Source organism: Comamonas antarctica (genome assembly GCF_013363755.1).
Taxonomy (GTDB): Bacteria; Pseudomonadota; Gammaproteobacteria; order Burkholderiales; family Burkholderiaceae_C; genus Comamonas; species Comamonas antarctica.
Map to the genome: position 1 here is coordinate 1432534 of NZ_CP054840.1, position 12218 is coordinate 1444751.

Here is a 12218-nt window from a genome sequence, read left to right on the forward strand (position 1 = left end):
GAGCGCGCAGGGCGGCGCGCGTCAGCGGTCGGGCACGTCCAGCAGCCGCTGAATCTCGGCGGCTTTGGCCGCATTGCCCTTGGCGGTGGCCGCAGCCCACAAGCCCGACGCTGCCATCAGCGGCGCCAGGGCAAAGCCCAGCAGGACCAGGGCGGCCAGGATTGCGAGGACGACGATCAACAATGTCATGGGTCATGATGCTACACGCTTCGCGTCTGGGCGCGCACCCGGGCGCGTTCTCTCCATTCCATAAGCTCCTCGATGGCCATGTCGTGCATGTCCACCGGGCGCCAGTGGAAGACCATGGCCAGGTCGGCCATGGCGTCCTCTATGCAGTCTGGTATTCCTCGCGGATGCTCTTGCGCACGAAAAAACTGGCCACCCGCACGCCCAGTTCGGTGAGGTCGGCAGGGTCGAGCGCGGCGACGTCCTGGGCTGTCAGCGTTGGCGTGGTGATGCGCGGCATCAGCAGCTGCAGCGCAACCACATCGAGGTTGAGCAATTCGGTCAGCTTGATACCGCGCAGTTCGCCCGAGCGTGGTTTGCGCAGGGTCACGGATTCAATGTTTTGCTCGCCACGCTTGAGGGGCTGGTCGAGCTTCACGGTGTTTTCGTCGTTGGCGGTGGTCTGGTTTTCGGTCATGTCGGTTCTCGGTGGCTGTGGTTTGAAGGTCGGGCCGTGCGGCCCGCCGTGGTGGGTTGGTGGCGAAACGTCCGGCCTTACAAGCCGATGGCGCGGCGGATGGCGCCCAGCTGGTCCACGCCGTTGACGCGGAACACCATGCCCGGCATATCGATTTCGATGATGTCGGCGCCGTTGACCACCAGCTTGTAGTAGCTGACGCTGGCCGTATGGGTGTGCTCTGTGTCATCGCCGGCCTTGGCATCGCCGGGGTCGAGTTCGCGCACTCGGCCGCTGACCAACACCTCAACAGACATCACCTCGTTTGTGCTGTCGTCTTGATAGGCTCCCGCAAAGCGCCATTGGTTGGCGTTGTGCGTCGTGCCACCGAAGGCGAGGTAGCCGTCCAGCAACAGGCCGCCAGCCTTGAAGGAGATCTCGAGCTTTTCCAGGCCGAGATCCACTTCGATGGGACCGTGCATGCCGCCGCCGCGCCATTCCTCGACTTTGCGCGTGAGCTTGGGCAGCGTGACGGAATCGATCTGTCCGCGCCAGCTGTTGCCGTCGCCGAACAGGTTGAAGTTCTTGAGCTTGGATGGCATTGCCATGGGGTGGTGCTCCTATGTGGGTGGTTGGTGGCTTATGCCTGGATGGACAGGGCGAATTCGGCGAGGTATTCGTCCGTGATGGTCTGCTCGAAGATCAGGTTTTCCAGCGGAGGCACGGGCGTGTAGCGGTAGCCGATGAGCAGGCGGCCGGCCGCCAGGTCTTCCTTGCTGTTGCGGTCGGGGTCGAAGTACGCTTCGGCGCCGATCAGGTAGCCGCCGGACACAAGGTCGCGAAAGCGGCTGTTGATGTAGCCCAGCATGTCGCGCACCAGGCTGGGGTGCATCGGCTTGTCGATGAAGGTGAAATGCGCTTCGGCGATGGTGTCGGCCAGCACCTGGGCGGTGCGGGTGTAGTTCTCGAAGGCGAATTTGCCGCCCTGTTCCTCACAGGTGCGCGAGCCCCAGAAGCGATAGCCGCTACGGCGGATGATTGTGGTGACTTCCTTGCTGTTCAGGTAGCCGGCATCGCTCGCGGGGTTCTGCAGGTCGAAAAACACATCCTTCGTCATGCCCTCGGGACCGTTCACGACGGCATTGGAAATCGACTTGTGCCAGCCGATCTGCTGGTCGAGCTTGGCGCGCAGGCCCAGGGCATAGCCGCCGGCCGGCATTTCGGCCGCTTCGCCGGCCTCGCCATTCCACGCCAGGAAGTTGGGCCACATCACCATCAGCTCGCGCTGGCCGAATTCCTGGCGGTATGCGGCGGCTTCTTCCTTGGTCGCTGCGTACTGGTCATTTGCGCCGCGCGCGGCGATGTAGCCGAACGCGCGCAGCTGCTGGCAGATGCTGGCTATCTCGGTGGCCACGGCCTTGGTGTCCAGGCCGGGCACGCCGATGATGCGCGGCTTGACGCCGAGCGCGCCTTCGGCCGCCAGCAGGGCCTGCAGGCCGGTGCGCTGGCCGGCGGCGGTGGTCGTGCCGATCACGTTGGTCGTGGTTGCCGCCGCGTCCACGCCTTGCTCCACGCGCACCACGACGGTGAGCGCGCGGCTTTGCTTGCCGATTGATGCGAGCGCGTCGGCCAGCGTTCCCACCGCACCCACCTTGCCGACCGAGCCGGCCGGGTTGGTCAGGAGGACAGGCACGTTCAGGGGGAACGCGTCGGCATCGGCATCGGGCGCGGTGCCCACCAGGCCGATGACGGCGGTGGACACCACGCGGATGGCCGCGCCGGCGCCCGTGGTTTCGATGACGCGTACGCCGTGGTGGTATTCGGTGCTCATGGCTGGGACTCCTGTTGCGTGGTGGTGGTTTGCGTGGTGGCCGCGGCTTGGGCAGAAGGCCAGCCGCTGGTGATGTCGTAGGCGCGGGCTTCTTCCAGCGACTCCAGCGCGTCGATGGCGTCGGCGTGGGCACGCTCGGCGGTGTAGCAGCGCTGCACATGGCGGGCGATGGCGCCGGCAATCTCGGTGAGCTGCGCGATGGTCAGCGACACCCAGCCGGACGCGGCCTTGAAGTCGACCGATTCGACGCCGGCCAACGTGGCGTTGGCCACCACGCTGGTGATGCGGTTCTGGTCCTCGATGGCGGTGGCCAGGCGCACGCCAGCCACGACGATGCCGCCGGTCTCCACGTCCCAGCGGTGCGCAGCTGCAGCGCGCAGCAGTTCGCCCTGCAGGTCGGCCAGCGTGGCGGCCTGCGGTGTGCTGGTGACTTCCTCGGGCGCCTGCAGCGTGCCGCCCACTTCCGCGAGGGTCGAGCCTGGCGGCACGCCGATGCGCTTGCCCGTGGTTGCGTCGTAGACGGTCGCGGCGCTGTAGTCGGGCAGGTAGTCCCAGGGGTCGGCCTGGTCGCCGGCGGGGTTGTAGCGGGCGCATTCCAGCGGTCCCAGCGCGCGGGGCAGGGGCGCATCCACTGCCAGGGTGGGCAGGGGATAGAAGCCGGGCTCCAGCGGGCTGGCATAGGCGTGGGTGGCGCCCAAGAAAAAGCCGGCCATGTTGAGCTGCGGAACGACTTTGAACTCCGGCGCGGGCTGCTGCGGCGCCTGCTCGATGTCGGTGGCTTCTGCCGCGGGTGTTTCGGTAGTGCTTTTGGTCATGGTCAGTACTTGATGAAAGCTCGGCCGGAAAGGTTGGCCATGCGGGTTTCGCTGCCGCCGGTTGCGTTGGTGGTGAAGGAGTGCGAGTGCGTACCGCCGCCATAGGTCTGCACACCGTGGGCATGGGTCCCGGTGCCTTCGGCGGTTGCGACAAGCCCTTCCCAGCCTTCGGCGGCGACAATCCCGAGTTGTCCGTCCCAGGTTCCGCCGCCCGAATCGCGCCGCATTACGTGGCCGTGCTCGCCGCCGCTGGTGGTGTAGCCGGCGTGTGTGTGGTCGCCCGCGCCGACAGTCGTGCCGGTGTGGGTGTGCGATCCCAGCGCACTGGCTTGATAGCTTCCCAGCACGCGGCCCCCATCGACGCCGCGGCCTTCGTCCAGATCGCGCAATACCAGGCCGCGCAGGTCAGGCACGTTGAAGGTGTTGGAGCCGTCACCCGCGCCGTACCGCGTCCCAATAGCGGCAAAGAGGGCGGCATAGACGGTGCGCGAGTAGGCTGCGCCGTTGCAGCGCAAGTAGCCCACGGGGTTGCCTTCGCCGGCATAGTCGAGGTAAGCGCCGGGCGGGACCACGCCGCCAGTGCAGCCTGCGACGGTAAGCGATTCGTCGACGGTGACACTGCCCAGCGTGCGCAGGTGCCGCAGCCATAGATCACGGTGATCGTCTTTGCCGTCCCGCGCCCAGTCTCCCCACATGTGGAAGATGCCGTTGGCGTCCATGCCAAGCTGGTTGAGAACGCGGCTGTTCCACTGGAAGGCCCAGCGTGGTGCGTAGTCGTTGCTGGTCTGTGTAGAGCTTGCATGAGCGTTCTCTCGGACCATGCCAGCGGCCGCGGAGCCGTACGCGCCGACATCTTGGGACCAGTGTTGGCCGCGGTCCATGTATTGCGCCAGAGCCACACGCACCGGGTAGGTCTTGCTGCCGTTGTAGCCCATGAGTGTGGGGATGGCCACCCCGTCGGCGACTGCCTTCTGCGGGCTGAATGTGGGTGTGTCGCGGTTGACGGCTACTCCGTCAGGCGCGACCCCAGCGCTCGCTTCAATGATGGTGTGGCCATTGCCGTAGGCGTTCCAGCCAATCTGCCCCACCACCTGCTTTTGCGCGGTGTTGTTGGCTACCCATTCGGAGCGTTCGCGATACGGAGCCAGCCGGGTCCATGGCCCGATGGAGCCATCCTCCGCCTGCGTGCGTGCTGCTATGTGATGGCTGTCCCCGGCAAGAGCGTTCAGCCAGAGGCTGCAATTCGACGCACTGTCGGCGGCCCCGGCAAAGCGCACTACTGGCCCCGAATACGGCGCCCCGGCGCTGCGCGTGAATCCGGCGGTATTTGGCGCCATGGTGTCGGCGTGCGCGGCCCCGCCCGCATGCGACATGAGATAGATCGGTTTGCTGCTGACGCCGCCCCACGACACGGCTGCCGCGTTGTCCGCGTAGTTGGCCGCCAAAGAACGGATGCTCCAGGTGCCATAGGCGCCGGCACCGTTGAGCGCGGGCGCATAGCTGTTGAAGTTTCCCGAGTGCAGGGAATACCACCACGGCGAAAAAGCTGCGTCATCGATGCGCGCGCGCCAACGCACTTCCCCGTCGTACTTGTATTCGGTCTGCACGCGAGAGGTCGAGCCGCCGGCGGCAATCGTGTCCAGGGCGGTGGAGTAATTGCCCTTGTGGACATGGTAGGTGCCACGGTCGAGAGCGACATCCATCTGGTCCGCTGTGATCGATCCCCGATAGCGTTGATAGTCGGCTTGGCCCTTGCCGCCCAGGGTCTGCGCATCGCCGGTGATGCTCACAGGCCAGGTGCCCATGGCGCCCGCGCCCGTAAGGGTCGGTGCGAAGTTGTTGAAATTTTCACTGTCAAGTACGCGCTGGAAAGCCTGCCAGCCGGCCGCGCCCGTGCGCATTCTCTTGAACCACGTTCCGGGTGTGTACTGGCTATCGGTGCCGAACGCCGTGAAGAATTGCGTTGCCCAATCCCAGCCGTGCTGGATGTGGATCACAAACCACCATCCCATGCTGGGGGCACCTGGCATGCTGTGGCCGCGGAAGAAACCTGTACGGCGCAGGTCGTTGACGTTCTGGCCTTCGATCAGCACAGCGCTGCCGCTTTCGATGGCGACGCGGTTGGCCAGGTCTTGGGGTAGGGCGTCGAGCATCGTGCGATCACCCGCGGACATGAAGCCCGCCTCCGTAGTGGTCGCCAGGGCATGCGCGCCGCCGCGCGAACCCACATGGTCGCTGGGAGCCGCATCGGTGATGCCGTAGCCGTTCCGCGTTGTCGGCTTGTTCTGCACGTTGCTCCAGCTGGGCTTGATGGTCTTTTTTCCCGCTTCGATAACCCGGCCGAATTCGTCCACTTTGAATACGGGTGTCTCGGTCTCGGTGCCATAGCTGTCGGCGGTCACGCCAGACTTGTCCAGTTCGAGCGTGCGATCAGCGGCCAGGTCGCCGCCGCCTTTCAGGCCTGTGCCGGCCTTGATGCTGGTGGAGACCAGCGCGCGATCTTTGAACAGCTTGGCCGCGCTGGCCGGCGTCATCGCGCGCTGGCCGTCTTTCAGCTGCTCGGCCTCGGCCGCGGTGGCCAGTTCCACCACGCCCTGGCGCTCGGTGGTGGCCGGGGGATTGATGAAGTTGGTTTCGCCGAAATGCAGCGTACTGATGTCGACACTGCCGTCGAGCACGCGCATGTCGGTCGCCAGCATCAGGATGGACGCCACCGACTTTTCGAGGATCACCGCGGCCTGGCTGTAGGTGCCCAGCAGCACGCCGTTATCGAGGTAGACGCCCAGCCCGCGCACGGTGTAGGTGTCCTCGCCATCGTCGCGGATGGTGATGTGGATGGTGTCCTTGGCCACCACATCGCCGGCAATGGACGGAAGGCGCTTGATTTCGTTTGGGATGCTGGCCAGCGCGTCGGTCGGTGTGAACGTGGCGGCCGTCACGCCCACGCTGGTGATGGTACGCGCCTGGCTGCCGTCCTGCTTGGCATTGATGAGGGCTTGCCGGCCGGCAGTGGTGAGTTTGAAGATGATGTTCATGTGGATTCGCCGATCACTGCGCGGCCATGTCGAGGCGGGCATAGGCCATGGGCCGGCCGACCGCTGCGAGCTTGATGGATGCCGAGGCGTTGAGCCCCTGGATGAATGTGAAGTGCGACCGCAGCGGCTTGACGCGCGCCACCTCGGCCATCACGTCTTGAACAAACGCGGCGCTCGACTGCGCGCCGTCCTGGCCGGTCATGGTGAAGACCAGCTCGAAGGTATGCGGCGTGCCCTTGGGGGTGGTCTGCCACCATTCGCGGATGCTGATCGCGCCGCCGAAGCTGGCCACGGTGTCGCGCACGCTCTTGATGGTTCCCCTTTGGCGCTGGACTTGAATGGCATTGCGCACGATGGCGCGCTTGATGGCTTCGGGCCACTCGGTACGCCAGGCTTCGACGCCCATGGACCAGGCCAGCCATGGCAGGTGGGAGAGCGGGCAGGTGTCGGGATTCCACAGCGCACGGTGAGGCTGGGGAATGGCCGACAGGTGCGTCGCCATGATTTTCTCGGCCGCGCGGTCGAGCGCCGAGGCATTGGGCGGAAGCAGCGAATCAGTCAACGGTGCCCCCATAGGTCACGTCGATGGCTGTACACCAGCTGGCCTGGGTTTCGCTCACCGCCACATCGGCGGTCGGGCTGGTCAGTTCCACCCGTTGCACGCCCTCGATGTGCAACGCTGCATAGATGCCGGACAGCGTGGGCCGGCGCCCGATGCGGTGCATGTCTTCGGCGTAAGCCCGCACGCGCATCAGCGCGGTTTCCAGCACGCTCGAAGAATCGGGGCCGGGCAGGGTGTAGACCTTGGCCGAGATCAGATAGGGCACGATGCCGGCCGCCTGCACGATGACTTCATCGGTGAGCGGACGCACATCCTCGGCATTCACGGCCGCGGCGACCTTGGCCAGCAGCGCCTGCGGCGGGACGCCGCTGCCATCGCGCGCCAGCACGGACACGATGACGGTGCCGGGTGAGGGGCTGGTGGCCGCGGCATCGAGCACCTGGCCGTCGGCCGTCTTGGCGTGGTAGACGTACGCGCCGACCGGGCCGGCCACGCTGTAGCCGCGCGGCGCAAGCTGGATGCGGGTGCGAAAGGTCGCATCATCTTCCATCACTGCCGCGACCGGCGGCACGGCGGCGGGGTCGGCCTCGGTGATGGTCAGCCGCTGGACGCCGAAGAACACCGCCAGCTGGTCGAGGTCGCTGCCTTGGGCGTATGCCAGCATCACAGCATGCGCGCTGTCGTTGCGCGCGCTGCGTTCCACCACAAGCTGGTAGGCCAGGCGTTCCAGCCACTTTGTCAGCGGCTCGGATTCGAGTCCCAGCGTGGCTGCGGTGAGGGTTCGCAGCTCGACCGGCATGGCCGCAATGAGGTCGGCTTTCAGCGCAGCAAGGATGGCTTCGGCATCGGGCACCGTGACCACGGTCGGGGCCGGCAGCTTGCTCATGTCAATCAGTTGGGCGCTGCTCATGCCTGGCTCCCGCGGAGTTCGACTGTCTGGCGCGTGATGCTCGATTGGCCCTTGTCGGTCCGCTCGATGGTCAGCACTGTCCGGCCGTCGGCGCCGAGCTGCAGCGTGGCGCGGCGCAGCCGGGTGCGCGGCTCATGCTTCATGATGGCCTGGGCCGTTGCCGCCTGCAGCCGCAGGATGTTGGCCGGCGTCATCGGCTGGTCGATCATCTGCGGGATGTAGCTGCCGTAGCCGCGGCGCATGAGGCGCGACCCGATGGGCGTGGTGAGGATGTCGGCGATGGATTGGCCGATGTGTTCGGCCCATGCGATGCTGCGGCCGGTGGTGGCGTTCATCATGCGGCGCCCCCTGGTGGCTGGGTGTTCGATCCGCCCTGCAGCACACCCGGATGGGTATGGTTGCGAAGGCTGACGCCGCCGGCCACCACATCCTCGCTCGCGCGCATCGTGCCGTCGATTTCCGCCGAGCTAGTGGCGCCTGCGGCCTTGCCGCTGCCACGCATGCCGCCCTTGTAGGTCAGCGTTCCATCCACGGTGCAGTTGCCGGTCATGGTGACCTCGGGACTGTCCACGGTGACACTGCCGGGCGCGGCAAGCGTGGCTGCCCCACCAGCCACCAGCGTCACCAGCAGGGCATGCGAGGCGTGGTCATATTCCACGACGGTGCCGTCTGGGTACTGGCTGACGGTCTTGTTCGGGTCGTTGCTCGGTGCTGGGTTGCCGGTGCTGTTCAGGCCGACCAGCACCACGGCGGCGCCCAGGTCACCGCTGGGGGAAAGCACTGTTGCCTGTTCGCCCACGGTGGGCGGGTTCCAGGTCTTGGTGCCGCCTGCGCGGCATTCGTGGTAAGGGCGCCAGTTGGTGACCAACTCGCCAATCTGCACACGCACCCGGGCGGGCTGGCCTGGGCCGCCATGGTCCACTTCATGAATGGAGCCCACGCGAATGAGGTTATGCACCAGGCGCTGCAGCTCGGACAGGGCAAGGATGGGGTCGGGCGTAGACATTCCCCTAATTTGCCGTTTGGCGCTCTGGCGCGCGAGGAAACCTATGTGTGGCGGTGGCCTGGACGGAAGCGGGCCGCGATCACAGCCGATCAGCCCGGCATTGCGTGCCGGATCAGGATGTCTGCGACCGTTTCGAGGTCGGCGGCCGTGAAACCCAACAGTTCGCGGCGGGCGTATCGCACCGACGGGCTGCCCGGGTCGCGCCGGTCCACCTTGTCGGTCAGGCCGAACTGGTGCACGCGCGCCACGCGCAGCGCACGCGGTTGCATTGCGACCATGGCCGAGTCGCTGGTGGCCTTGCGCTGCAGGTTGCGTGCCTTGCGCAGGCCCAGGAACATCCCGCGCCGGATGCTGCCCCTGCTGGCGGCAAGCGACGCGCGGGGCCGGCGCGCCTCATAGGGTGTGCCGTCAGGGTTGCGCTGGCTGGCAATGCGCTGGGTCTGGCTGCGCCGGAGATAGTCGGCCACCTCCGCCATGGCAGCCTTGCGCGCGGCCGGCGCGAGGCGCGCAAGCAGCGGCGTGGCCCATTCGGCGATCTGATCGACGGACTCGGCCATTACCCGATGCCTTGCGTGGTGTGCCACTCGGCCCCGATCTTGCCGCCAAGGTATAGGGTGTAGTCGCCTTCGGCGTAGGGCTTGGGGCTGTAGGTCTCGCCGCGGTGGCTGGTGGTCAGGGTCTGCCGGCCTTGTTCGTCGCGGCCTTCTTCCACGGCCACGGCTTCGGTCATATCGACCTCAATTTCCAGATCAATCAGGTTGTCGGCCAGTGGCTCAGCAATGAAGCGGATAGCCTTGGCGGCGCGCTCCTTGTTCTGGAACAGTTCGTTCTGGTAGGTGTGTAGCCAAGCCAGAAGCGGAACGGCGATCAGGTCCAGATCGCCCGCGAAGTCGAGCAGTATCAGGCGCACCGTGTAGCGGTACTCGAAAGAAAGCGTTTCGCCGCTGCGCGCCACGATATGGCCGCCCTGGACAAACATCTTGAGGCGCTGCGGATCGGTCTGCAGCGCGGGCACCGCGCCGGCGAGGAATGCGCGCAGCGCGTGCGGTTTCTTCATGGTGCGGCCTTGTTCACAATTGCCCGGACGGCGCCGTAGGCGTCGATACAGGTGTTGAGATCCCGGATGGCGGCATCGCCTTCGCCGGTGAGTCCAAGAAGCGCTTCAGCATCCTCTCGGTCAAGTTCGGCGCGCGCTTCTGGATTCCCAGGGCGGGGACGTTCGGCGCCGGCGTCAGGGCCTGGCTCTGGCGCGGTGCGGACTGACAGGCGGATAGACCCGCTGCGCAGACCAGCAGCCAGGCTGTCGATAGAGCTTTTCGCATCGTTCTGTCCTGTTCGGTTGGTATCGAGGATCTGTTCGAGCGAGTCGGCCAGCTGGCCGCTACGCTCCAGGGCTTCGGATAGCTGCTGCACGGTGCCGTCCAGCTGCTTGTTTTGTGCCTGCAAGCGGCCGCGTTCCTCGCCGCGCTGGTCGGCGCAGTAGAGTGCGCCCAGCACGGCCAGTGGAAGCACCGTCTTCAGGATCAATGTGGCGGCGGCTTTCATGCGGGCAGGAACTGTTTGTCGCTCAGCAGTTCGCCCAGTGCGCGATTGAGTTGCCAGCCGTACTGGAAGCGTTCGTCCTTGGGGCGGCGCTCCGCCAACTCCAGCAGATAGTTCGACTGCTGCGATGCCACCATGCCGAAAAGCACGTTCGCGCCTTCGCGGCCGCGCTTGCCCAGGAACGCCTGCAGGGCGCCCAGGGTCAGCGTGCCGATCCGACCGTCCGCCGTGATGTCGGCGTAGTCGGCCTGGTTGCGATTGAGCACATTGAGGACGCGCTGCAGATGGCGTACGGCGGTGCTTTGGCCCGCGAGCACGCCGAAATCCATGAGGCAGTCGGCCAGGCCAGGGTACAGCTGCGCCACGCGGTGGAAACCGGGTTCGACCCAGTAGCGCTTGAGGTAGATGCTTTGCGCGGTTTCGCGCGGCAGGTCGCGCATGTCGCCCTTGTAGCCATAGGCGCGCGCGGTGGCCACCGTGATGCCGAAATTGGTCTCGCCGCCGGAATCCTGCGGGTCATGTACGTAGCCGCCTTCACGCTCGATAAGGTCATCGATGTAGCGGATGGTCTCGGCGGTCATGGACGGCCTCCTGTCGCGCTCGCGTTGCTGCCGGCAGACGCGCCGCGGCTCGACTCGGCCAGTTCCTGCCGCGCGTCCCGCGCGATCTCCGTGATGGTCTTGCCCTCGCTGCGTTTCAGCCACAGGAACACTCCGGCGACTACCCACGGGCCAGGAATGGAACAAACCACAAACACGCACCCGGTGATGACGAAGAATCCCGCGATGGCCGGCAGAGCCGCCAGGATGGCCAGGCGCGCACCGGCATCGAAGATGCCCGGCCAGTGCTGCATAAGCATGACCAGTGCGGGCACGCCGAGAACGAAACCGCTGACCAGGCAGGCCAGCACGCGGTTGAGCAGGTCGCCTCGGGGGTCCGTGACGCGCAGCGGCACGAAGCGCAGGCCCAGCCAGAAGGCCAGGAGGCTGGCCGCAATGGGGAGCGAGAAAAGGGCGATCTTGTAGCCGGCGAAGGTGCCGGCAGCGGAGGTCGGTTCGGTCATGGTGGTGCGCGTCGGTTGGTGGTAGCGGTGGTGGGTGAGAGGGTGAGGGCGGATCAGTCCCATAGCTTTACGGTTTGGGTTGCGGTGGGGGCGGCGGGCAGGTCGGGCAGGGTGACCTGCAGGCCCATGGGCAGGGTGGTGCCGTAGGCAGCCAGACCAGGATTCAGCGCGAACGTAGCTTCGGTGACTTCCGCCGTGGTGCGAAGGTGTCGCCAGCACAGCAGATCCACGGTGTCGCCTTGCTGGGTGCGTACGGTGGTGGGCATGTCAGATCAATTCCGATGTCATGCGTGACACGCCCAGGATGTCGCGCAGCGCATGCAGGCCATCGCGGCGGTAGTCATCGGCCGACAGGCGCCGGCCGGCATCGCCGCGTTCGGCCCTGCCGGTGGCGTCGGCATCTGCATAGCGTTCGGTGATGTTGGCCTTGGCGTAGGCATACACGGCCCGCTCGAAGCGGCGGACCTGCACGCTCACGCCATTGATGGCATCGGCTGGCACGCTGGCCAGGGTTGCATAGCCTGTGGCCTGCTGTGCCATGGCCCACGGGCCGAGTTCATCAAGGACATTCGCCAGTGCATCGGTGGCCGCATGCTCGAGGCGCGCCGCCGTCACGACGCCATCGATTGCAACGTCGGCGCGCAGCTTCGCCAGGTCGATCTCGGGCCAGAAGCCGCCCGCCGACAGGGTGCCGAGCGGTGCCGGGTCTTCAGGCGGGCTGGTCCTCACGATAGGGGGACCGTTGGCAATCAAAAAGGTCATGGTGATGCGTGGCTGCGGTGAATAGGTGGGCGGTGGTCGCCAGGCGTTGCTGCAGGGAATGAACCTTCGC

At 66.2% G+C, this 12218-nt stretch carries 18 protein-coding genes; all 18 read right to left on the bottom strand.

What is annotated here, in order from left to right:
• Positions 1-21: 21 nt before the first annotated feature.
• The gene (locus tag HUK68_RS06820) at positions 22-189 is read right to left on the bottom strand and encodes a hypothetical protein (protein WP_175503517.1); all 168 of its coding nucleotides are present in this window, start codon (positions 187-189) and stop codon (positions 22-24) included.
• An 11-nt stretch (positions 190-200) separates the two neighbouring features.
• A complete protein-coding gene (locus HUK68_RS06825) occupies positions 201-320 on the bottom strand; it encodes a GpE family phage tail protein (protein ID WP_175503518.1) in 120 nt (39 codons plus the stop codon).
• An 8-nt stretch (positions 321-328) separates the two neighbouring features.
• On the bottom strand, positions 329-643 hold the full coding sequence (locus HUK68_RS06830; protein WP_175503519.1) for a phage tail assembly protein: 315 nt from the start codon (positions 641-643) through the stop codon (positions 329-331).
• A gap of 77 nt (positions 644-720) precedes the next feature.
• Positions 721-1230: a phage major tail tube protein gene (locus HUK68_RS06835; protein ID WP_175503520.1), complete on the bottom strand. Its 510-nt coding sequence runs from the start codon at positions 1228-1230 to the stop codon at positions 721-723.
• Between the two features lie 32 nt (positions 1231-1262).
• Entirely contained in the window at positions 1263-2453 is a 1191-nt protein-coding gene (locus HUK68_RS06840; RefSeq protein WP_175503521.1) for a phage tail sheath protein, read from the bottom strand.
• Positions 2450-3268, bottom strand: a complete 819-nt coding sequence (locus HUK68_RS06845; protein ID WP_175503522.1) for a DUF4376 domain-containing protein — start codon at positions 3266-3268, stop codon at positions 2450-2452. Before HUK68_RS06845 ends, HUK68_RS06840 begins: the two co-directional genes overlap by 4 nt.
• 2 nt (positions 3269-3270) lie before the next feature.
• Positions 3271-6303, bottom strand: coding sequence for a phage tail protein (locus HUK68_RS23220; RefSeq protein ID WP_175503523.1), 3033 nt, complete (start codon positions 6301-6303; stop codon positions 3271-3273).
• Positions 6304-6316: 13 nt separating this feature from the next.
• Positions 6317-6865 (bottom strand): phage tail protein I, encoded by a 549-nt coding sequence (locus HUK68_RS06855; protein WP_175503524.1) that lies wholly within the window; start codon positions 6863-6865, stop codon positions 6317-6319.
• On the bottom strand, positions 6858-7775 hold the full coding sequence (locus tag HUK68_RS06860) for a baseplate assembly protein (RefSeq protein WP_175503525.1): 918 nt from the start codon (positions 7773-7775) through the stop codon (positions 6858-6860). Before HUK68_RS06860 ends, HUK68_RS06855 begins: the two co-directional genes overlap by 8 nt.
• Complete coding sequence (locus HUK68_RS06865; RefSeq protein WP_244146278.1) at positions 7772-8113, bottom strand: GPW/gp25 family protein; 342 nt, start codon at positions 8111-8113, stop codon at positions 7772-7774. The genes HUK68_RS06860 and HUK68_RS06865 overlap by 4 nt, the downstream gene beginning before the upstream one ends.
• Positions 8110-8781, bottom strand: coding sequence for a phage baseplate assembly protein V (locus HUK68_RS06870; protein WP_175503526.1), 672 nt, complete (start codon positions 8779-8781; stop codon positions 8110-8112). The genes HUK68_RS06865 and HUK68_RS06870 overlap by 4 nt, the downstream gene beginning before the upstream one ends.
• Positions 8782-8870: 89 nt before the next feature.
• The gene (locus tag HUK68_RS06875) at positions 8871-9338 is read right to left on the bottom strand and encodes a phage virion morphogenesis protein (RefSeq protein WP_175503527.1); all 468 of its coding nucleotides are present in this window, start codon (positions 9336-9338) and stop codon (positions 8871-8873) included.
• Positions 9338-9838, bottom strand: a complete 501-nt coding sequence (locus HUK68_RS06880; protein ID WP_175503528.1) for a phage tail protein — start codon at positions 9836-9838, stop codon at positions 9338-9340. The genes HUK68_RS06875 and HUK68_RS06880 overlap by 1 nt, the downstream gene beginning before the upstream one ends.
• Entirely contained in the window at positions 9835-10326 is a 492-nt protein-coding gene (locus HUK68_RS06885; protein ID WP_175503529.1) for a lysis system spanin subunit, read from the bottom strand. The genes HUK68_RS06880 and HUK68_RS06885 overlap by 4 nt, the downstream gene beginning before the upstream one ends.
• Positions 10323-10904, bottom strand: a complete 582-nt coding sequence (locus HUK68_RS06890) for a glycoside hydrolase family 108 protein (RefSeq protein ID WP_175503530.1) — start codon at positions 10902-10904, stop codon at positions 10323-10325. Before HUK68_RS06890 ends, HUK68_RS06885 begins: the two co-directional genes overlap by 4 nt.
• On the bottom strand, positions 10901-11386 hold the full coding sequence (locus tag HUK68_RS06895) for a hypothetical protein (RefSeq protein WP_244146279.1): 486 nt from the start codon (positions 11384-11386) through the stop codon (positions 10901-10903). Before HUK68_RS06895 ends, HUK68_RS06890 begins: the two co-directional genes overlap by 4 nt.
• A gap of 53 nt (positions 11387-11439) precedes the next feature.
• Positions 11440-11652: a tail protein X gene (locus tag HUK68_RS06900; protein WP_175503531.1), complete on the bottom strand. Its 213-nt coding sequence runs from the start codon at positions 11650-11652 to the stop codon at positions 11440-11442.
• Between the two features lies 1 nt (position 11653).
• Positions 11654-12148, bottom strand: coding sequence for a head completion/stabilization protein (locus HUK68_RS06905; RefSeq protein WP_175503532.1), 495 nt, complete (start codon positions 12146-12148; stop codon positions 11654-11656).
• Positions 12149-12218 lie beyond the last annotated feature (70 nt).